General features: G+C 65.9%; 14 protein-coding genes. 8 read left to right on the top strand and 6 right to left on the bottom strand.

Features of this window, described 5'->3' with window-relative positions:
* Positions 1 to 2: 2 nt before the first annotated feature.
* From astD to ACZ9H4_RS10350, 4 genes are all read left to right on the top strand, one after another.
* On the top strand, positions 3 to 1,466 hold the full coding sequence (astD, locus tag ACZ9H4_RS10365) for a succinylglutamate-semialdehyde dehydrogenase (protein WP_476118965.1): 1,464 nt from the start codon (positions 3 to 5) through the stop codon (positions 1,464 to 1,466).
* 9 nt (positions 1,467 to 1,475) lie between these two features.
* On the top strand, positions 1,476 to 2,816 hold the full coding sequence (gene astB / locus ACZ9H4_RS10360) for an N-succinylarginine dihydrolase (protein ID WP_408154410.1): 1,341 nt from the start codon (positions 1,476 to 1,478) through the stop codon (positions 2,814 to 2,816).
* Entirely contained in the window at positions 2,800 to 3,873 is a 1,074-nt protein-coding gene (gene astE / locus ACZ9H4_RS10355; RefSeq protein ID WP_408154408.1) for a succinylglutamate desuccinylase, read from the top strand. The genes astB and astE overlap by 17 nt, the downstream gene beginning before the upstream one ends.
* A 163-nt stretch (positions 3,874 to 4,036) precedes the next feature.
* A complete protein-coding gene (locus ACZ9H4_RS10350; protein ID WP_408148752.1) occupies positions 4,037 to 4,831 on the top strand; it encodes an ABC transporter substrate-binding protein in 795 nt (264 codons plus the stop codon).
* A gap of 153 nt (positions 4,832 to 4,984) precedes the next feature.
* Here ACZ9H4_RS10350 and ACZ9H4_RS10345 read toward each other — a convergent pair whose 3' ends face one another.
* Positions 4,985 to 5,743, bottom strand: coding sequence for an acetoacetate decarboxylase (locus ACZ9H4_RS10345; protein WP_408148750.1), 759 nt, complete (start codon positions 5,741 to 5,743; stop codon positions 4,985 to 4,987).
* A 265-nt stretch (positions 5,744 to 6,008) separates the two neighbouring features.
* On the opposite strand from ACZ9H4_RS10345, the gene ACZ9H4_RS10340 reads away from it, so the two are divergent.
* Complete coding sequence (locus ACZ9H4_RS10340; protein WP_476118964.1) at positions 6,009 to 7,373, top strand: EAL and HDOD domain-containing protein; 1,365 nt, start codon at positions 6,009 to 6,011, stop codon at positions 7,371 to 7,373.
* A 196-nt stretch (positions 7,374 to 7,569) separates the two neighbouring features.
* Here ACZ9H4_RS10340 and ACZ9H4_RS10335 read toward each other — a convergent pair whose 3' ends face one another.
* Positions 7,570 to 9,027, bottom strand: coding sequence for an HDOD domain-containing protein (locus tag ACZ9H4_RS10335; RefSeq protein ID WP_408148746.1), 1,458 nt, complete (start codon positions 9,025 to 9,027; stop codon positions 7,570 to 7,572).
* 91 nt (positions 9,028 to 9,118) lie between these two features.
* Positions 9,119 to 10,933 (bottom strand): putative bifunctional diguanylate cyclase/phosphodiesterase, encoded by a 1,815-nt coding sequence (locus ACZ9H4_RS10330; RefSeq protein WP_408148744.1) that lies wholly within the window; start codon positions 10,931 to 10,933, stop codon positions 9,119 to 9,121.
* Between the two features lie 305 nt (positions 10,934 to 11,238).
* Between ACZ9H4_RS10330 and ACZ9H4_RS10325 the strand changes: the two genes are divergently transcribed.
* From ACZ9H4_RS10325 to ACZ9H4_RS10315, 3 genes are all read left to right on the top strand, one after another.
* Positions 11,239 to 12,576 (top strand): EAL and HDOD domain-containing protein, encoded by a 1,338-nt coding sequence (locus ACZ9H4_RS10325; RefSeq protein ID WP_408148742.1) that lies wholly within the window; start codon positions 11,239 to 11,241, stop codon positions 12,574 to 12,576.
* Between the two features lie 174 nt (positions 12,577 to 12,750).
* Positions 12,751 to 13,311 (top strand): peroxiredoxin, encoded by a 561-nt coding sequence (locus tag ACZ9H4_RS10320; RefSeq protein ID WP_408148740.1) that lies wholly within the window; start codon positions 12,751 to 12,753, stop codon positions 13,309 to 13,311.
* Between the two features lie 169 nt (positions 13,312 to 13,480).
* Positions 13,481 to 13,945: a hypothetical protein gene (locus tag ACZ9H4_RS10315; RefSeq protein WP_408154402.1), complete on the top strand. Its 465-nt coding sequence runs from the start codon at positions 13,481 to 13,483 to the stop codon at positions 13,943 to 13,945.
* 70 nt (positions 13,946 to 14,015) lie between these two features.
* On the opposite strand, the gene ACZ9H4_RS10310 is transcribed toward ACZ9H4_RS10315, so the two are convergent.
* Genes ACZ9H4_RS10310 through ACZ9H4_RS10300 form a run of 3 tightly spaced genes read right to left on the bottom strand, consistent with a single transcriptional unit; the run spans position 14,016 to position 21,902 of the window.
* The gene (locus ACZ9H4_RS10310; protein WP_476118961.1) at positions 14,016 to 17,348 is read right to left on the bottom strand and encodes an efflux RND transporter permease subunit; all 3,333 of its coding nucleotides are present in this window, start codon (positions 17,346 to 17,348) and stop codon (positions 14,016 to 14,018) included.
* A 3-nt stretch (positions 17,349 to 17,351) separates the two neighbouring features.
* The gene (locus ACZ9H4_RS10305; protein WP_476118959.1) at positions 17,352 to 20,486 is read right to left on the bottom strand and encodes an MdtB/MuxB family multidrug efflux RND transporter permease subunit; all 3,135 of its coding nucleotides are present in this window, start codon (positions 20,484 to 20,486) and stop codon (positions 17,352 to 17,354) included.
* A gap of 18 nt (positions 20,487 to 20,504) precedes the next feature.
* On the bottom strand, positions 20,505 to 21,902 hold the full coding sequence (locus ACZ9H4_RS10300; protein WP_476118958.1) for an MdtA/MuxA family multidrug efflux RND transporter periplasmic adaptor subunit: 1,398 nt from the start codon (positions 21,900 to 21,902) through the stop codon (positions 20,505 to 20,507).
* Positions 21,903 to 22,040: the final 138 nt, after the last annotated feature.

Genomic DNA, 22,040 nt, shown 5'->3' with positions numbered 1-22,040 from the left:
TCATGAGCGAGCTTTTCATCGACGGCGAATGGGCCGCCGGCACTGGACCCGCATTCGCGTCGCGCAACCCGGGTACGGGCGCGACGGTGTGGGAAGGCAACAGCGCATCGGCGGACGACGTCGATCGGGGCGTGCGCAGCGCGCGCCGCGGCTTCGCGGCGTGGTCGGCGTTGAGCCTCGACGAACGTTGCGGCGTGGTGCGCCGCTTCGCCGCGCTCGTGACCGAACGCAAGGAAGCGCTTGCCGAAGCGATCGGCCGCGAAACCGGCAAGCCGCTGTGGGAAGCGCGCACCGAAGCGGCGTCGATGGCCGCGAAGGTCGAGATCTCGATTCAGTCGTACAGCGAGCGTACCGGCGAGAAGCGCTCGGCGATGGCCGACGGCACGGCCGTGTTGCGGCATCGCCCGCATGGCGTGGTGGCCGTGTTCGGGCCGTATAACTTTCCGGGCCACCTGCCGAACGGGCATATCGTGCCGGCGCTGATCGCGGGCAACGCGGTCGTGTTCAAGCCGTCCGAACTCGCGCCCGGCGTGGCCGCGCTCACCGTGCAGACCTGGCGCGACGCGGGCTTGCCCGCCGGCGTGCTGAATCTCGTGCAGGGCGAGAAGGACACCGGCATTGCGCTCGCGAATCACCGGCAGATCGACGGGCTCTTCTTCACCGGTAGTTCGGACACCGGAACATTGCTGCACAAACAGTTCGGCGGCCGGCCGGAGATCGTGCTGGCGCTGGAGATGGGCGGCAACAATCCGCTCGTGATCGGCCCGGTGGCCGATCTCGACGCCGCCGTGCATCACACGATTCAATCGGCGTTTCTGTCGGCGGGGCAGCGCTGCACGTGCGCGCGCCGTATCTTCGTGCCGGACGACGCGTTCGGCGAGCGCTTCGTCGAACGCCTCGTGGATGTCACCTCGCGCATCAGCGTCGGTGAATATAACGCCGATCCGCAGCCGTTCATGGGCGCGGTGATCTCGGCGCGCGCGGCGTCGCGGCTCGTGGCGGCGCAGGAGCGACTGCTCGCCGATGGCGCTCAAGCGCTGCTGAAAATGGCGCAGCGCGATCCGCAACTCGGCTTCGTCACGCCGGCGATTCTCGACGTGACGAACGTGAAGGATCTGCCCGACGAGGAGCACTTCGGCCCGCTCGCGCAGATCGTCCGCTACAGCGGTTTCGACGAAGCGCTGGACAAAGCCAACGACACCGAGTTCGGCCTCTCCGCGGGCCTGCTCGCCGACGACGAAGCGCTGTGGACGCATTTCCAGCGCACCATCCGCGCGGGCATCGTCAACTGGAACCGGCCGACCAATGGCGCGTCGTCGGGTGCACCGTTCGGCGGCCCGGGCCGCTCGGGCAATCACCGGCCGAGTGCGTTCTATGCCGCCGACTACTGCGCGTACCCGATGGCGTCCGTCGAAAGCGCGCAACTGCAAATGCCCGCGAGCGTCTCGCCGGGCCTTCAATTCTAAGGATCGACGATGCAAGCCACTGAAGCCAATTTCGACGGCCTGGTCGGCCCGACCCACAACTACGCGGGGCTCTCGTTCGGCAACGTCGCGTCGCAGAACAACGAGAAGTCGATCGCGAATCCGAAGGCGGCCGCGCGCCAGGGTCTGCGCAAGATGAAGCAGCTGGCCGACCTCGGCTTTCACCAGGGCGTGCTGCCGCCGCAGGAACGTCCGTCGATGCGTCTGTTGCGCGAACTCGGCTTCTCCGGCGACGAAGCGACGGTGATCGCGCGCGTCGCGAAAGACGCGCCAGAGTTGCTCGCCGCCGCGAGTTCGGCCTCGGCGATGTGGACGGCCAACGCGGCCACCGTGAGCCCGTCCGCCGACACCCACGACGGCCGCGTGCATTTCACGCCGGCCAATCTGTGCAGCAAACTGCATCGCGCGATCGAGCATGCCTCGACGCGCCGCACCTTGAGCGCGATATTCGCCGATAACGATCGCTTCGTGGTGCACGAGGCGCTGCCCGGCACGCCCGCGCTCGGCGACGAAGGCGCGGCGAATCACACGCGTTTTTGCGCGGACTATGCGGCACGCGGCGTCGAGTTCTTCGTGTATGGCCGCAGCGAATATCGTCGCGGGCCGGAGCCGAAACGCTTTCCCGCGCGTCAGACCTTCGAGGCGAGCCGCGCGGTCGCGCATCGTCATGGGCTGGCGGATGCGGCCACGGTGTTCGCGCAGCAGAACCCCGACGTGATCGACGCGGGCGTGTTCCACAACGACGTGATCGCAGTCGGCAATCGCAACACGCTGTTCTGCCATCAACTCGCGTTCGTCGAACAGAACGCCGTGTACGACGAACTGCGCACCAAACTCGCGGGGATGAACGCGGGCTTTGACGTGATCGAAGTGCCGGATGCGCAGGTGAGCGTGGCCGACGCCGTCACGTCGTATCTGTTCAACAGCCAGTTGCTGACGCGCCCGGACGGCAGGCAGGTGCTGGTGGTGCCGCAGGAATGCCGCGAAAATCCGCGCGTCGCGGCCTACCTCGACGAACTGGGTTCGCATGCGGGTCCGATCGACGACGTGCTGGTGTTCGATCTGCGCGAGAGCATGAAGAACGGCGGCGGCCCCGCGTGTCTGCGTCTGCGCGTGGTGCTCGACGACGCCGAACGCGCCGCGGTCGCGCCGGGCGTGTGGATCGACGACAAGCTGTTCGGCCGTCTGGATACGTGGATCGAAAAGCATTATCGCGACCGTCTCGCGCCGGCCGATCTGAGCGATCCGCAACTGCTGCGCGAGTCGCGCACCGCGCTCGACGAACTGACGCAGATTCTCGGCCTCGGTTCGCTGTATGACTTCCAGCGCTGAGCACGCCATGCCGGGTCCGTTGATGCTCGACGATTTCCTCGCCTATACGCTGGCGAACACACGTCCTGCCGCAAACGAAACGCAGGGCGTGTGCGCAAACGGCGTGCGCTGGTCGTGGCTCGACGACGGCGTGCTCGTGCTGGAGCCCGCCGCGCTTCGTCCCGGCATGCGCAGCGTGCTGGTCTCGGCCGGCGTACACGGCGACGAAACCGCGCCGATCGAATTGCTGGCGTTTCTCGTGCGCGATATCGCGCACGGCAGCGCCGCGCTGACGTGCCGCCTGATGGTGATTCTCGGCAACGTCGACGCGATGCGCGACGCCGTTCGCTATCGCGACGACGATCTGAACCGCCTCTTCAGCGGCCGTCATCTGCAGGTGCCGGAAAGCCACGAAGCGCCGCGCGCCGCGGCGCTGGAACAGGCGGCGGTGCAGTTCTTCGCGGCGGCGCCGGATGCGCCCGGCGCACGCTGGCATATCGACATGCACACGGCGATCCGCGCGTCCGCGTTCGAACAGTTCGCGCTGTTGCCGCATACCGGCAAGCCGTTTTCGCGCGCGATGTTCGAGTGGCTCGGGCAGGCGCGCATCAGCGCGGTGCTGTTGCACACGACCAGGGGCACCACGTATTCGCACTTCACGGCGCACGCTTGCGCCGCCGATGCCTGCACGCTGGAACTGGGCAAGGTGCGCCCGTTCGGCGAGAACGATCTGACGCGCTTCGCGGGCGCCGATCTCGCGTTGCGTCGTCTGCTGGCCGGCACGCAGGGCGAGGGCGAGGGCGAGGGCGGGGCCGACGCCGCGCTGCCGCGCGTGTTCACCGTAATCGATCAGCTCACCAAGCAAAGCGAAGCGTTCGAATTGCTGTTCGCGGCGGACGTCGCGAATTTCACGCCGTTCGCGAAAGACACCTTGCTCGCGCGCGACGGCGACTATCGCTATACCGTGCGCCACGACGAAGAGCGCATCGTGTTTCCGAACGCGACGGTCAAGCCCGGCTTGCGCGCGGGTCTGCTCGTGGTCGAGACAACGGAGCAGACGCTGGCGCAACTTGTCTAGACAGGCGGGGTAGGTCGTCCCGGAACCCTGTACAATCCCGGCGTCGCGGCTGGTGCACTGCACCACGCCGGCCGCACGAGTCTGGATCGCCATTTCGGCGCAGCAAGCCTCGCCGTCCTGATCTGACTCCGTTTTATTCAATACCGTAGAGGAACACCCCGTAATGAAGATGAATTGGCGAAACATGGCTGCGCTCGCGCTGTTCGCGACGGCGACGGTAACGGCAGGCGCCGCCTCGGCCGCGGAGATCAAGGAAGTGCGTTTCGGCGTCGAGGCGTCGTATGCGCCGTTCGAATCGAAGTCGCCGTCGGGCGAGTTGCAAGGGTTCGACATCGACGTCGGCAATGCCGTGTGCGCGAAGCTGAAAGCTAAATGCGTGTGGGTCGAGAATTCGTTCGACGGCCTGATCCCGGCCCTGCAGGCGCGCAAGTTCAACGCGATCAACTCGGACATGACGATCACCGAGCAGCGCCGTCAGGCGGTCGAGTTCACCGACCCGATCTACACGATCCCGAACCAGATGATCGCGAAGAAAGGCAGCGGCCTGCTGCCGACGCCGGCATCGCTGAAGGGCAAGCACGTCGGCGTGCTGCAGGGCACGATCCAGGAAACCTACGCGAAGGCACGCTGGGCGCCGGCGGGCGTCGACGTCGTACCGTATCAGACGCAGGACCAGATCTACGCCGACCTCGCATCGGGCCGTCTCGATGCGTCGTTCCAGGACGCGGAAGCGGCCTCGAAGGGCTTTCTGAAGAAGCCGCAAGGCGCGGGCTTCGAATTCGCGGGTCCGGCCGTCACCGACGAGAAGCTGCTCGGCGCGGGTGTGGGCTACGGCATCCGCAAGGGTGACACCGCGCTCAAGGATGCACTGAACCAGGCGCTGAAGGACCTGAAAGCGGACGGTACGATCGACCGCCTCGCCGCGAAGTACTTCGACGTCAAGGTTGTGCTGCGGTAACACGCGGCGAGTGATGCGTCGCGCCTCGTGCCTCGCACCTGGCGCCTGGCGCGACGAAACCGTCGATGCAAACGGCCGCTATCGCGGCCGTTTGCATTTGGCCTGCGGCAAACGAAGGCACCCGTATCAGCCCATGCCTGCCGCCACCGCCGTTCAGCGCACGTTCGCCTCAGGCTGATCGAGATAGTCGAACACCACTTCGCCGAGCCCGAGCGTCAGATCGGCGACCAGATGGCGTGCCTCGACGATTTCGAGCACCGGCAACTCGGCGACCGGCGCGAGCGCATGCGGCGCCAGTTCGAGCGCGGCCGGCCCGGTCCAGGCGCCTTTCAGATCGATATCCTGCAGGTAGTAGCGCACCAGCTCGCAGATGCGCGGCGTGCCGTCCACGTGCGGAATCACCTTGAGCAGGAAGTTCGGCGCTTCGAGGCGTTTCTTCTGCTGCGCGAGATCGAGCTGCCGGTGCTTGTAGCCCATCGTGCCGGTGGCGATGCGCACCGGACCGTAATCGAGCGTTCCGACCAGGGTGTCGGTGTGGACCGCCAGCACCGGGTTCGCGAGCTTCTTCGGAAAGCCCCACAATTCGCGGCCGCCGGCGATGGGCGGGTGATCGTCCAGATACATCGCCAGCGTGTAGCCGCCCGCGACGCCGTTGAGCGACACCGGAATCACCTGGCCGCTTTCCGTGTAATCGCCGAAACCGGTCGAGTCCGGCATGCGGATGAACTCGTAATGCACCAGCGGTTCGCCGATCTCGAGCGGCTCCGGCACCACGGCGCGCAGTTTGTCGGGGTCGGTGCGGTAAGTGATGATAAGGAATTCGCGGTCGATGAACCGGTACGGACCCATCGGGAATGCCGGGCTCGTAATCGGCATCGCGAAGGCATTTGACAGCACGCTTTTGACGTCCATGTTTTTCCTTGCTGGTTAAAGGCGGTTGGAACGCTTTTGCACTGCACCGGAGTATCGTCGATTCCTTGACCGGCATCCCCGCCGACCGTTCGTCAATTATTTCGAGATATTGCGTCGTTGACATGTCGGGGGCTGACGGCCTGCGCTAAAATCGGCCGGACATCGTCGGCGCCACGGCTTTCGAGCGGCTCGACGAACACGCGCTACGGCGCGGCTAAAACCAAAATACAACGGGAAGCGCCGAAGGCGCTGTGCGGGGACCGCCATGACCACCATCGCCATCGAGACTCTGAGCCAGACCGGCGCGACCGACGAAGCGCCTCTGCTTGCCAGCTTCGCCCGCCAGCCGATTCTCACGCGGGACGGCATGCTGTGCGGCTACGAGATCAAGGTGCGGGCGCCGACGTTGCCGGTGGACGAAGCGCCTGAGGCGCAAGCCAGCCACGAAGCCAACCCCGATGCGTTGCCGGGCCGCCCGCCGACGCCGGCGCAACGCGTGGCGCGCGCCGTCGTCCACGGTCTGCTGCAGAGCGACGTGCGCGGTGCGCTCACTGGACATCCGGCCTATGTCGACGTCAGCCGCGAGATGCTGCTCGACGATTCCATTCTGCGGCTGCCCGCCGAGCGCTTCATGCTCGAACTGTCGCCCGCGCTCGCGGTGGACGACGCGCTGATCGCAAGGCTCGTGCAATTGCATACGCGGCGCTATCGCTTCGTGCTCGACGAGGTGATGCAGCCCAACGAGACCTTCGCCAAACTGCTGCCTTACGTCGACGTGGTCAAGATCGACGTCGCGCGCGCGCCGCGTGCGCTGCTGCCCAAGCTCGCGAGCGTGCTGAAGTCGGCGGGCAAGCTGCTGCTCGCTTGCGGGATCGACGCCCAGGCCGACTTCGAAGCGATGCATGGGCTTGGCTTCGACCGCTTTCAGGGCTATTTCTTCGCACGTGGGCAAAGCTCGGCGACGCGGCGCGTCAGTGCGCCGCGCCATGCGCTGCTGAATCTGCTGCAATTGCTGGCGGGCGACCCGACCGTCGCGCAACTCGAAGCCGAACTGAAGCTCAATCCTGTGCTGGTGATGCACCTGATGAAGCTGGCGAATTCGAGCGGGCTCGCCGTCGGTCACAAGGTGACGACGCTGCGCGATGCGATCAACGCGACCGGCACCGACCGCATCGCTCGCTGGACGCAGTTGCTGCTCTATGCCGACGGCCGCAAGGTCGCGCTCGAGGACGATCCGCTGCTGCAACTCGCGGCGACCCGCGCGCGCTTCATGGAACTGGCGATCGAGCGCCTGCCCGAAGCCGGGCGCGACGAAGCCGACGCGGCGTTTCTGACCGGCGTGTTCTCATTCGTCGACGCGGTATTCGGCGGCTCGCTCGAAAGCACGTTGAACGTGCTGACGCTGTCGCGTCCGATCCAGGCGGCGATACTGCGTCGCGAGGGCGTGCTGGGTGGCTTGCTAAGCACCGTCGAGGCGCTGGAGCGCGGCGAGTGGGAGCGGGCGGCCGCGCTGTGCGAACACTTGCCGCCGCTGACGGTGGAGGAGGCCGCGCAGATGGGACTCGCGGCCGGCGCGTGGGCCGGCGTCGCGGATCGCAGCGCGCAAGGGTTGGAAAGGATCGAGGATTGAGGGCGAAGCCGGTGCAGCGGTAAGTCTCGGGTCGAGACCAGGATCGAAGCCGCCGCGTGCAGTGCACGTTACGCGTAACTGGCGCCCGCGCAGGCCTTGGCAAGCCGCGAATCGGTTTCGCACGAACAACATTGAGGCAGGGCAAATACAGAACCGTCGAGAGTGAAACGCCGCGATCAACGATCGCGCCACGTCTTCACATCATCTCCATTTCCCGCATCTGCCCCAGGCCGAAAAAACGGCCTAACTCCTTTGCCAGCTCGTTCAACACGCTCATCTCCTTCTGCGAGATGCGGCGCGGCTCCTGCGTATGCGACCAGTCGCCGTACAACAGCGCCACCGTCTGATCGCTTTCGTCGACGACCGGCAGCAGCACGAAGGCGCGGGTGTCGTCGAACGATCGGCGGAACCATTCCGGTAATCGCGCGACCATTTTCGGATCGCGCGCATTCTCGATGAAGATACCGACCGAGTTCGCAATCGCGAGATGAAACACGTCGGGCTCGAACGCGGTGTTGAAGGTCAGCTTCGGCAGCGCCGCGTCGATCTTCGGACCGAGGCCGAGGCGCGCCTTGAAGGTGCCGTTGCTGTGCTTGACGAACACCACCGTGCGCGCGAAACCGAGGCCGGCCAGCACGGTTTCCGACGCCATCGCGAGGGCCGGCCCGAGCGGGCTGCCGGCGGGCAGCTCGCGCAGATCCTTGACGCCCACCGCGATGCGCGCCTCGGGGCTGAGCGCCTCGCGCGCGATCGCATCCGCGTTGGCGCGCAGCTCGACGATCTCGGCCATCACGCCGTCGCCGCCTTCTTCGCGGGCGAGCGCGACGCTCATCTGGAGCAGCACGTCGGGGTCCGTATTCAGCGCGCCGCTATATTCCTGCGCCAGTTCGGCGATGCGCGCCTCGCGCTCCCAGTCCGGCATGTTCTGCTGGGTGAGCACGTCGGCGACCGCGGTCGAATAGTTGGTGATGGCGCGCAGCCACTGCACCTGGCGCGGCTGCTCGACGTCCTGCGGATCGAACTCGCCCATGCCCGAGCGGATCATGTCGGGCAGGCGCCAGCGCACCGCGGCTTCCGCGCCGATCTCGTCGAAGGTCACGCCGAGCACCAGCACGCACGCATCGGCTTCGAGCGTGCCGTCGTCGATATGACGGCGAATCTGATCCCACTCGGCGTCCAGATAGAACACCACCAGCAGCTTGCCGATTTGCCGCATCAGCGTGCAGACCACGGCTTCCTCGCCGGCGCGCAGGTCGCCGCGCTCGGTCAGCTTGCGCGCGACGCAGCCCGACAGCAGCGTGCGGTTCAATTCGAGCTTCGCGTCGATGCGGCGCGGCGCGCTGTGATGAAAGTGATCGACGATCTTCAAGCCCACGACGAGATGGCCGACCGCGTCCATGCCGAGCACCATCAGCGCGCGCGACACGGTCGTGATGTTGCCGCCGAACGCCATGTACATCGCCGAGTTGGCCAGGCGCAGCACCTTTTGCGTCAACGCGAAATCCGACAGCACCACCTGCACGAGACCCGTGAAATCGAGGTCGTCGTTGTTCATTGCCGCCATGGTGGTACGCAGCGACTGCGACAGCATGGGGAAATCGCCGCGCTCGCTCATTCGCGTCCAGAGCCGGTCGAGCACCGTCGCCTTTACCATGTGAGTCCCGCAAAAACCATACATGTTCCAATGAGTGCCACGCCGGCCTCGGGCCGGCTTGTTCCACCGCGTATGCGCCGCGCCTGCATGGCTAGGCGGTGTGCAGGTGAAGCGTGCGCATTTCGAAACGCTGCGCGAGTTCGTCGGAGGGCAACGCCTTGCAGACGAGCCAGCCCTGAATGTGATCGCAGCCCATCTCCGTGAGCAGCGTGCGTTGCGCTTCCGTTTCGACGCCTTCGGCAACCAGTTCGAGATCGAGCGTCTGGGCCAGCCCGACGACCGCGCTAACGATTGCCTGATCGTTTCGCGAGGTTAGCAGATTCTCGACAAAACTCCGGTCGATCTTGAGTTTGGCGAGCGGAAACCGTTGCAGATACGCGAGACTCGAATAGCCGGTGCCGAAATCGTCGACGGCGAAGCGGATGCCCATCGCCGTCAGTTCTTCGAGCAGACCCGTCGCGTGGGCCGGGTCGTGCATCAGCAGGCTCTCGGTAATCTCGAACACGACGCGGCGCGGATCGATGCCGGTCAGCTCGATCGCCTCGCGCACGGAATCCTTGAAGCGCGGGTCGCGGAACTGCGTCGGCGACACGTTCACGGCCACGTATTGCAGCGAGATGCCTTGGGCGTCCCACTGGATCAGTTGCATGCACGCGACCTTCAGCACCCAGTTGCCGAGGAAGTTGATGAGCCCGATCGACTCCGCGAGCGGAATGAACATCGACGGCGGCACGAGGCCATGCACCGGATGCGACCAGCGGATCAGCGCCTCGACGCCAACCACACCGTGCGTGCGGCTGCTCGTGATCGGCTGGAAGTGCAGCGAGAACTCGCCGTTGCGCACGCCGTCGTAGAGATCGGCTTCGAGTTTCAGGCGTTCGGCGTCGGCGGGGTTGTCGTCGGGCACGTAGAACGCGAGCGTGTTGCCGCCGGCCGCCTTGGCTTGCAGCAGCGCGTGGTCGGCCCAGCGCAGCAGGTGGGTGTCGTGGGCGGCGGTGTCGTTGGCGTGGCGCACGTCGGGATAGAGTGCAATGCCGATGCTCGCCGACAGATGCACCTGCTGGCCCTTGAACACATAGGGCTGCTGGATCGCGGTCAACAGGCGCCGCGCCAGCGCCTCGGCGGCGGCGGCCGCGTCGGTGCGGCTGGCGGCGGGCTTCACGAGAATCGCGAACTCGTCGCTCGCGACGCGCGCCACGGTCTCGCTCGGGCTCGTCATGTTCATGAGACGCCGCGACGTGTCGCGCAGCATCTCGTCGCCGGCGTCGTAGCCGAGCGCGCGGTTCACGCGCTGATAGTCGTCGATGTCGAGCAGCAGCAGCGCGACCGGCGTGCCGTGCGCGTCGGCCTCATGTTGCGCGTCGAGCAGCGCGGGCAGCAGCGCCGACTGGTTGGCCAGATTGGTCAGGCGGTCCAGATGCAGCGCCTGGGTCAGACGTTCCTCGGTGGCGCGCCAGGCCGACACGTCGAAGCCGGCGATTGCGTAGCCGTCGATGCCGTCGTGGCTGCTGCGCACCACGCGCAGTTCGACGGTGATCGGATAGGTCAGCGATTTGATCAGGCTCAGGGTCGCTTTCTCGACGTTGCCGGAGGTCGCGGCGCGCGTCAGCAGCGCGTCGAGGCGCGGCACGTCCGCCGGTGCGACGAGTTCGTGCAGCGTGATGGTTTCCAGATATTCGCGGTGATAGCCGATGAAGCGCAGGCTGGCGTCGGATACGTAGAGGAAGCGCTGCGCATCGTCGACGTGCGCGAGCAGATCGACGGCGCCGACCACCTGTTCCAGTTGCGCGGCGCGGCTCGCGCCGCGCTTCGGCGCGCCGTCCGCGCGGCGGCCGAACGCGCGAAGCCGGTCGATGACCGTGCGCAAGGAGCCCCGGCGGGGCGCGATGATCCTGTTCGCTTCCATGTTTGTCGCTGGCAACCTGTGTTCGTCTGGCAGGCGGGGCGGCGCGTTGTTCCGCGGTTTCGGGCGGTCGAGAGGTATCAGGCCGCCCCATCAGAACGAGATAACGACCCGCTCCGGAGAATCTTTAGCGGCTGACGCAAAAAACATCTGGTAAGAGTGCGCGCGGACGCACTGGCGACGGTCTTGCCCCGATTCGGTTAAAGTGGCGCCGCTTGCCGTCCGTTAACAGAACAAACCCCCGTTGTGCAGTACCGGCCGTGACGTCGCTGCTGCCTAGCCTTTCCGAATACTTGCACCGATGATCCATGTCCGAACGTCATACTGCTGCGACGCCTGTCCGGCGCATCGAGGTGCGTGACGCATTCGCCGACGCGACGCAGCCAGGCCGCGCCGTGCAGTTTGTCTACCTGGGCCGCCAGCCGATCCTCGATCGCGCCGGTGCGCTCAACGCGTACGAGCTGCTGTTTCGCAGCGGCGCACACAACTACGCCGAAGTCGGCGACGACGCGCAGGCCACCGCCCAGGTGGTCGCGCACACGCTCGGCGGGATCGGCGTGCCGGCGGTGCTCGGGCCGCACCGCGGCTTCGTCAACATCGACCGTACGCTGCTGTTCAACGACATCGTCCATCTGATGCCGCCCGAGCGCTTCGTGCTCGAGATCCTCGAAACCGTCACGTTCGACGCGCCGCTGACGCGCCGGCTCAGCGAGTTGCGCCGCGCCGGCTTTCAGGTGGCGCTCGACGACGTCAGCGAGCTGTCGGACGAGCTGATCGGCGTGTTGCCGTACACCGACATCGTCAAGATCGACTTTCTCGAGACCCGGCGCGCCGTGCTCCCCGAGCTGGCCGCCGCCGTGCGCGGCCACGGCAAGACGCTGCTCGCGGAGAAGGTCGAGACGCGCGAGGACTTCGCGCTTGCGCGCGAGCTCGGCTTCGATCTGTTCCAGGGCTACTTCTTCGCGCGGCCGCAGGTGCTGGCCGCGCCGCGCAGCCGCTCGCTGCGCCCCGGCCTGTTGCGGCTGCTCGCGCTGCTCTCGTGCGATGCCGGCATCTTCGAACTCGAGGCCGAACTCAAGCTGAATCCGAGCGTGGTGATGCAACTGCTGCGGCTCGTCAATTCGAGCGCGTTCGGGCTGGGGCGCAACATTGCGTCGCTGCGCGAGGCGATCATCGCCACCGGTACGCGGCAGATTGCGCGCTGGGCCCAACTGCTGCTGTACGCGGACAGCGGCGATCTGTCCTGGCGCGCCGATCCGCTGGTGCAACTGGCCGGTACCCGCTCGCGTTTCATGGAGCTGGCCGCGAACTGGCTGCGTCCATCCGACGACGATTTTGCCGATGCCGCGTTCATGACCGGTATTTTTTCTCTGGTCCACGTGGTGGTCGGCAGCTCGCCGCGCACGGTGCTGGAGAAACTCGGTCTCGCGCCGCAAATTCGCGAAGCGATCGTGTCGGGCGCCGGCGAGCTCGGCGTGTTGCTGCGGATCGCCGAAGTGGCGGGCGAGGGCGGCGATGCCGCGTCGATTGCGGCCGCGCCCGATGCGCCGGCCGGTTTCGCGACGCTGACGCCCGACGTGCTGTCGGAGTTGAATCTGTCGGCGGCGGCGTGGTTCGGCGCGCACGTCGCGGAAGGGTCCACCTGAGACGGCCGGGCGCGGTGCGCCGCGCGTGTGTCTGTCGCGCGGCATGACGGACTCCATGCGTACGTGTTCCAATGGAGTGCGAAGGGGGTGGGGTTGCGTCGAAAACGCGGCCCCGGCTCATCAGACTCATTTCGACTCATTGAACGACGCGTGCAGTCACGCCTGGAGGAGCAGATGAAGAGGACATTCGTATCGATGGCGCTGGCCGCCGTCATGTCGGCCGGGTTCGCCATGTATTCGTTGAGCGCCTCGGCGACGCTCAAGCCTGGCGACACGGCGCCGCCGTTCACCACGGAGGCGTCGCTGGGCGGCAAGACCTACACTTATTCGCTTGCCGACGAGTTGAAGAAAGGGCCGGTGGTGCTGTACTTCTACCCGGCTGCCTTTACCAAGGGCTGCACCATCGAGGCGCACGAGTTCGCCGACGCCGTCGACGAGTACAAGAAATACGGCGCGACGGTGATCGGCGTGTCGCACGACAACATCGACACGTTGACGAAGTTTTCGGTGAGCGAATGCCGCAGCAAATTCCCGGTTGCGGCGGACGCCGATTCGAAAGTGATCGGCGCCTATGACGCCGGCATGCCGATGCATAGCTCGATGGCCAATCGCGTGTCGTATGTGATCGCGCCCGACGGCAAGATCATCTATGAGTACACGAGCCTGTCGCCGGAGAAGCACGTCGAGAATACGCTGAAGGCGGTGAAGGACTGGGCGCAGGCGCATAAGCAATAAGGGGCGATCGGCGCCAGTCGGTGGGCAATCCGGCAGTCGATCCGCCAGCCGGTCAGCCGCCCTCTGCGCCGGTTTGCTCGCGGGAGGCGCGTTATTCGCAACGGTGCTTTGCGCTGAGAAACCCGCATCGCTTGTGCTAGGCTGGATTTTTTTGCCGGGTGAGTTTGCGATGCCGATTGTGGTTGCGTTGATAGCGCTGATCGCGCTGGTGTACGGGGCAGTGCGGGCGTTTTATGCGTTGCAGGCGGCCTTCGGGCTCGCCGTGGCGGTCGGTGTGGCCGTGCTGGTCGCGCTGCTGCTGATTGCCGCCGCCGTGTATTGGTGGCGCCGCCGCCAGGAAGTCGCTGCGAATGTTCGCGATGGCGACTGGACGCACGAGCTCAGAGGAAGCTGGGGTTCGGTGCGGCTTGCTGCGGCCAAGCGGTTCTGCGAGATTCAGGTCGGCGACGAGCGGGGGGCGTACATCTTCGCCGATCTGCTGGGAGCCGAAGTGCGGGGCCGCGAAGGGCAAGCGCAGGTGGCTGTGAAGGTCAAGGACCCGAAGCGCGGCGAATGGCTCGTGCCGATGTCGGGTGAGAAGCAGGCAAGGCAATGGCAGCGGATTTTTTCGCTGGCAGTGGAGCAGAAGCTCTGAGTTTTATCGTGCAGCCCACCGTGGGTCGTGCGCATGAAGGCACGACCCACGGCGCAGCAGCTCAATTCAATTATGACGACGACGGCGCCACGCCCGTTCTGCGCGCCTTTCTCGCTTCCCACCGCACGCGCAACCGGTCCATATACAGATACACGACCGGCGTGGTGTAGAGCGTGAGCATCTGACTGACGATCAGGCCGCCGACGATCGCGATCCCCAGCGGCGCACGCAGCTCGGCCCCTTCGCCATGGCCGAACGCGAGCGGCAACGCGCCGAGCAGCGCCGCGAAGGTGGTCATCATGATCGGCCGGAAGCGCAGGAGACACGCCTGGAAAATCGCGTCGCGCGACGACATGCCTTGCCGCGACGCTTCGATCGCGAAGTCCACCATCATGATCGCGTTCTTCTTCACGATGCCGATCAGCAGAATCACGCCGATCAGCGCGATGATGCTGAACTCCGTACCGAACAGCAGCAACGCGAGCAATGCGCCGACGCCTGCGGACGGCAGCGTCGATAGAATCGTCAGCGGGTGGATGTAGCTCTCGTACAGCATCCCGAGCACGATATACACCGCCGCGAGCGCGGCCAGAATCAGGATCGGCTGGTCGGACATCGACTGCTGGAACGCCTGTGCGGTGCCCTGGAAGCTGCCGTGGATCGTCGCCGGCATGCCGATCTCCGCCATCGTGTCGTAGATCACCTGAGTCGCCGTCGAGAGCGACACGCCCGGCGGCAGATTGAACGAAATCGTCGAAGCCACGAACTGGCTCTGGTGATTCACCGACAGCGGCGTGGTGCCCGGCCCGAAGCTCGCGATCGCTGACAACGGCACCATGGTTTCCTTCGACGTCGACACCGCCGCGCCCGACGACGCGCTCGACTTGCCGCTTGCCGCGATCGAGTTGATCGCCTGATTGCGTGCCGAGTCGGCGGCGATGCTCGCGGTGCTCGATGCGGTCGTGCCCGCCGTGCCGCCGGTCGTCGCGCTGGTGGTCGTGCTCGTGGCCGCGGCCGCCGCCGCCGCCGAGGTGACCGTGCCCGCCGGCGCATTGGTGGTCTGCGCACCGCTCGCACTGCCGCCCGACGTGCTGATGTAGATCTGCTTGAGCATCTCCGGGCTCTGCCAGTACCTCGGCGCGACTTCCATCACGACGTGATACTGGTTCAGCGGGTTGTAGATGGTCGACACCTGGCGCTGGCCGAACGCGTCATACAAGGTGTTGTCGATCTGCGCCGGCTTGATGCCGACACGCGCCGCCGTCGCGCGGTCGATCGTCACCATCGCTTCGAGGCCACCCTGCTGCTGATCGGAGTTCACGTCGGCGAGTTCCTTGCGCGCCTGCAATGCCTCGGTGAGCTTCGGCCCCCACAGGTACAGGTCCGGCGTGGAGTCCGCCAGCAGCGTGAACTGGTACTGCGCGTTCGACTGCCGCCCGCCGACGCGAATGTCCTGCACCGGCTGCAGGAAGGTGCGTGCGCCGGCCACGTCGCCGAGCGGGCCGCGCAGTTGCTGGATCACCTGATCGGCGGACAGGCTGCGTTCGCTTTTCGATTTCAGCGAGACGAACATGAAGCCCGCGTTGGTTTGCCGGCCGCCGGTGAAACCGACCACGCTTTCCACCGCCGGGTTCTTGCTGACGATGTCCATCATCTGCGAGAACTTGCCTTTCATCGCCTGGAACGACGTGCTCTGATCGGCCTGGATGCCGCCGATCATGCGCCCGGTGTCCTGTTGCGGGAAGAAACCCTTCGGCACGATGATGTAGAGCCAGATGTTCAGGCCGATGGTCAGCAGCAGGATCGTCACGATCAGGCGCGGATGCAGCAGCGCCCAGCCGAGCGTGCGCTCGTAGCCGCGCTGCATCGACATGAAGCCGCGTTCGAGCCAGCGCCCGACGCGTCCTTCTTCCTTCTGCTCGTGCTTCTCGCGCAGCAGGCGCGAGCACATCATCGGCGTGAGCGTGAGCGAGACGATCAGCGACATCGCAATCGCGAGCGACAACGTCAACGCGAATTCGCGGAACAGCCGGCCGACGATGCCGCCCATCAGCAGGATCGGCAGAAACACGGCGACCAGCGAGATGCTGATCGACAGCACCGTGAAGCCGACTTCGCGCGCGCCGAGAAACGCGGCCTTCATGCGCGGCACGCCGTTCTCGATATGCCGTGAGATGTTCTCCAGCACCACGATCGCGTCGTCGACCACGAAGCCGGTCGCGATCGTCAACGCCATCAGCGACAGGTTGTCGATCGAAAAGCCCAGCAGGTACATCGCGCCGAACGTGCCGATGATCGAGATCGGCACGGCCACGCTCGGAATCAGCGTGGCGCGCCAGTTGCGCAGGAACAGGAACACCACCATCACCACCAGCGCGACCGCGATCACCAGCGTGCGCTCGGTGTCGCGCAGCGACGCGCGGATCGTGGGAGAGCGGTCGGCGGTGGGCGAGATGTCGACGTCGGCGGGCAGCGACGCGTGCAGTTGCGGCAGCATCGCCTTCACGCGGTCGATGGTCTCGATGATGTTCGCGCCCGGCTGACGGTACAGGATCACCAGCACCGCGCGCTTGCCGTTGAAGAGTCCGAGATTGCGCAGGTCTTCGACCGAGTCGACCACCTCGCCCATGTCCGAGAGTTTCACCGCCGCGCCATTGCGATAAGCGATGACGAGGTCCTTGTATTGCGCCGCCTTGGTGGCCTGGTCGTTGGTGTAGATCTGCACGCGGTTCTGGCCGAACTCGATCGAGCCTTTCGGGCTGTTCGCGTTGGCCGCGGCGAGCGCCGCGCGCACGTCTTCGAGGCCGATGCCGTAATGTGCGAGCGCGTGCGGCTCCAGTTCGACCCGCACCGCCGGATTGGCCGAGCCGCTCACGTCCACTTCGCCGATGCCTTCCACCTGCGACAGCGACTGTTGCAGCACGGTGGCCGCCGAGTCGTACAACTGGCCGGCGGTCAGCGTATTCGAGGTGAGCGCCAGAATCAGGATCGGCGCGTCGGCGGGGTTGACCTTGTGATACGTCGGATTGCTGCGCAGGCTGGTCGGCAGATCGGCGCGCGCGGCGTTGATGGCGGCCTGCACGTCGCGCGCGGCGCCGTCGATGTCGCGGTTCAGGCCGAACTGCATCGTGATGCGCGTCGAGCCCACCGAACTCATCGAGGTCATTTCGGTGACGTCGGCGATCGAGCCGAGATGCCGTTCGAGCGGACTCGCGACGCTGGTGGCCACGGTCTCCGGGCTCGCGCCTGGCAACGACGCCTGAATCGAAATGGTCGGGAAATCGACCTGCGGCAGGGGCGCGACCGGCAGCTTCGTGAACGCGAACACACCGGCCAGCGCGATGCCGATCGCCAGCAGCGTGGTGGCGACCGGGCGGGAGATAAACGGACGCGACAGATTCATCGCTCAGTTCCCTGCATCGGTGGCGGGCGGCGTCGTGCCGCTGGACGGCCCACCGCGATTGAAGCGCTCACGCGCGCGGCGGGCGAGCGAATCGAACGCGAGGTAGATCACCGGCGTGGTGAACAGCGTCAGCAACTGACTCACGATCAACCCGCCCGCAATCGCGATACCGAGCGGGCGGCGCAGCTCCGAACCGGCGCCGGTGCCGAGCATCAGCGGCAGCGCGCCGAGCAGCGCGGCGAGCGTGGTCATCAGGATCGGCCGGAAGCGCAGCAGACACGCCTGGTAGATCGCTTCGCGCGGCGGCTTGCCTTCCTCGCGCTCCGCATACAGCGCGAAGTCGATCATCATGATCGCGTTCTTCTTCACGATACCGATCAGCAGCACGATGCCGATGATGCCGATGATGTCCAGATCGTGCCCGGTGATCAGCAACGCGAGCAGCGCGCCGACCCCGGCCGAGGGCAGCGTGGAGAGAATCGTGATCGGATGGATGAAGCTCTCGTACAGCACGCCGAGCACGATGTACATCGTGACGATGGCCGCGAGAATCAGGAACAGCTCGTTCGTGAGCGACGCCTGGAATGCGAGCGCCGCGCCCTGATAGCGCGTCTGGAACGATGCCGGCAGGCCGACGTCCTGCTCGGCCTGGGTGATAGCCTTCACCGCCGCGCCGAGCGACGAGCCCGGCGCGAGGTTGAACGACACCGTGGTGGCCGGGAACTGGCTCAGATGCGTGACCAGCAGCGGCGCGGGCTTCTCGATGAACTTCGCGATGGAGGAGAGCGGCACCTGGCCGCCCGAGGAAGTGGAGGAGGGCAGGTAGATCGAGTTCAGGGACTCGACGTAGTGCTGCATCTCCGGCTGCGCTTCGAGAATCACGCGGTACTGATTCGACTGCGTGAAGATGGTGGAAATGATGCGCTGGCCGAACGCGTCGTACAGCGCGCTGTCGATCGTGGCGGGCGTGATGCCGAAACGCGACGCGGTGGCGCGGTCGATTTCGATGAACACCGAGCGGCCGTTGTCCTGCAGATCGGTCGCCACGTCCGCGAGTTCGGGCGCCTGCTTCAGGCGGTCGACGAGCTTCGGCACCCAGGTCGTGAATTCGCTGATGTTCGGATCGGTCAGCATGAACTGGTACTGCGTCGGGCTCACGGTCGAGTCGATCGTCAGGTCCTGCACCGGCTGCATGAACAGCGTCGCGCCGGCGATATGCGCGACGTCCTTCTGCAACTGGCGGATCACTTCGCTCGCGGTGTGGCTGCGGTCGTCGCGCGGTTTCAGGTTGATCAGCATGCGGCCGCTGTTCAGCGTGATGTTGCTGCCGTCCACGCCGATGAACGACGTGAGGCTGTCCACGTCTGGATTCTTCAGGATCTGCGCGGCGAGCTCCTGCTGACGCTCGGCCATCGACGCAAACGAGACCGACTGCGGCGCCTGCGTGATCGCCTGGATCACGCCGGTGTCCTGCACCGGGAAGAAGCCCTTCGGAATGTACACGTACAGCAGGGCGGTCAGCACCAGCGTGAGCACCGCGACGACCAGCGTGGAGCGCTGGCGGTTCAACACCCACGTGAGCGCGACCGCGTAGCGGGCGATCACCCAGTCGATGAAACGGTGCGCCTTCGCCTCGAAGCGCTGGCTCTCATGCGGCGGCGTGTGGCGCAGCAGCTTCGCGCACATCATCGGCACCAGCGTGAGCGACACGATGGCCGAGATCACGATGGTCACGGCGAGCGTGATCGCGAATTCGTGGAACAGCCGGCCCACCACGTCGCCCATGAAGAGCAGCGGGATCAGCACGGCGATCAGCGACACCGTCAGCGAAATGATCGTGAAGCCGATCTGTTTGGAGCCCTTCAGCGCGGCTTCGAGCGGCGCTTCGCCGTCCTCGACGTAGCGCGCGATGTTCTCGATCATCACGATCGCGTCGTCGACCACGAAACCGGTTGCGATGGTCAGCGCCATCAGCGAGAGGTTATCGAGTGAAAAACCGCACAGGTACATCACCGCGAGCGTGCCGATCAGCGACAGCGGCACCGACAGACTCGGGATGATGGTCGCGTAGACGTTGGCGAGGAACAGGTACATCACCAGCACGACCAGCACGACCGACATCGCCAGTTCGAACTGCACGTCGCGCACCGAGGCGCGGATCGTGGTGGTACGGTCGGTGACGATCTGCACGTCGAGCGCGGCGGGCAGCGACTGCTGCAATTGCGGCAGCAGCTTCTTGATGCTGTCCACCACCTGAATCACGTTCGCGCCCGGCTGGCGCTGCACGTTCAGAATGATCGCGGGCGTGTTGTCCACCCACGCGCCGAGCTTGGTATTCTCCGCGCCCTGCACGATGTTCGCGACGTCGGTCAGCATCACCGGGCGGCCGTCCTTGTACGCGATCACGGCGCTCTTGTACTGCTCGGCGTCGGTCAGCTGGTCGTTCGAGTTGATCGTGTAGTTGCGCGTCGGACCGTCGAAGTTGCCCTTCGGCGTGTTGACGTTCAGGTTCGAGATGGTGGTGCGCAGGTCGTCGAGATTCAGACCGTACGCGGCGAGCGCGCGCGGGTTCGCCTGAATCCGCACGGCTGGGCGCTGGCCGCCCGACAGGCTCACGAGACCCACGCCCGCGACCTGCGAAATTTTCTGCGCGAGACGCGTGTCGGCCATGTCCTGCACCTGGGTCATCGGCAGCGTCTTCGACGTGATTGCGAGCGTGAGGATCGGCGCGTCGGCCGGGTTGACCTTCGCGTAGATCGGCGGCGCGGGCAGGTCCGACGGCAGCAGGTTGCCCGCCGCGTTGATGGCGGCCTGGACTTCCTGCTCGGCGATGTCGAGCGGCAGATCGAGGCTGAATTGCAGCGTGATGATCGACGAGCCGGCCGAGCTTTGCGACGACATCTGGTTCAACGACGGCATCTGCCCGAACTGCCGCTCAAGCGGCGCGGTCACCGACGACGTCATCACCTCCGGGCTCGCGCCCGGATAGAAAGTCTGCACCTGGATCGTCGGATAGTCGACCTCGGGCAGCGCGGACAGCGGCAAAAAGCGCAGCGCGACGAGGCCGACCAGCATGATCGCCGCCATCAGCAGCGCGGTGCCGACGGGACGCAGAATAAAAGCGCGGGATGGATTCATGCGGTAAGTGCCGTGCCTTTATGACGAAGCTTGCGATGCGTGTCGGCCGTGACGCGCGTGAGCGCCCGATGCGCCCGATGCCGCAGCCGCGCCGCTCGCACCATGCGCGCCGGAGGCGGCGCGCGGCCGCTCCGCCGGAATCGTGATCTTCGAGCCTTCGCGCAGCCGGTCCGAACCGTCGATCACGACGCGCTCGCCGACCTGCAGGCCGGATTTGATGCTGGTGCGTTCGCCGTCGACGGGGCCGATCTTGACTGGGCGCACCGTCACCGTGTTGTCCGCCTTCACGACATACACGAACTGGCCCATCGAGCCGTTGAGCACGGCGGTGGTCGGCACGATCACCGCGTCCTTGATCGTATCGACGAGAAGGCGCGTGTTGACGAACTGATTCGGGAACAGGCGCGTGTTCTCGTTCTGGAAGATCGCACGCAGCCGGACCGTGCCGGTGGTCGTGTCGATCTGGTTGTCCATGGTCTTCAGCGAGCCGGTTTCGAGCGGCACCGTGTTGCTGCGGTCATACGCGGTGGCCGACAGCTGCTCGCCGTTGAGCGTGTGCTGGATGATTTGCTGCAGATTGTCTTCGGAGGTGGTGAAGATCACGCTGATCGGCTGCAATTGCGTAATCACGACGATGCCCGTGGAGAGGCTCGACGTCACGTAATTGCCCGGATCGACCTGGCGCAAGCCGACGCGCCCCGACACCGGCGCGGTGATGCGCGTATAGATGAGGTCGAGCTTGAAGCTGTCGATGTTCGCCTTGTCGGATTTCACCGTGCCTTCGTATTGCCGCACGAGCGACGCCTGCGTGTCGACCTGCTGGCTCGCGATCGAGTCCTGCGCGAGCAGTGTCTGATAACGTTTCAGGTCGAGTCGGGCGGTTTGCAGCAGCGCCTCGTCGCGCACCAGGACGCCTTGCGCGTTTTCCAGCGAGATCTGATAGGGGCGCGGGTCGATCTGGGCGAGCAGATCGCCCTTCTTGACCATCTGGCCTTCCTTGAAATACACGTCCTGCAGCACGCCGCTCAACTGCGGCAGCACGGTGACGGTGGCGAGCGGCGTGACCGTGCCGAGCGCGGTCAGCACCACCGGCATCTCGCCCTGGCTCGCGGTCGCCACGTGGACCGGCTGCGGCATGTTGGCCACCGCGCCGCGCCCGCCCCGGCCACCCGGCGCGCGGGCGCCCGACGCGCCGCTGGCTGCGCCGGCGCCGCTCGCGCCACCAGGCCCGCCCCACGGATGCCAGCGCCACAGCACGACGCCGAGAATGACCAGCGCCGCAACGGTCAGTGCGATGTTGCGGCCGCGATGACGTTTCACCACGCCGGGCGCGTCAGTCGGGGCGCCGCCGGACGACGGTTGGGAAGCCGGAGCGGCAGGGCGTTGGGATTCCGGATGCTTTTGTTGTTCGTCCATCGGTTCGGTCAGGTGGCTGGCTTTGATGTGAGCCGTTCGCGCGCTTGCGCCGCTACGGGAGTTCGGCGAATTGGCACGCGGGGCGGCATGACAGGCAGTTTCGACAGCGGGTGCGCGGCGCTGGTTCTGCGCGATGCT

It is taken from the genome of Paraburkholderia sp. TE9906, from assembly GCF_056279605.1.
Note: the sequence above shows the minus strand (reverse complement) of the source record. Positions and strands in the feature narration are given on the sequence as shown.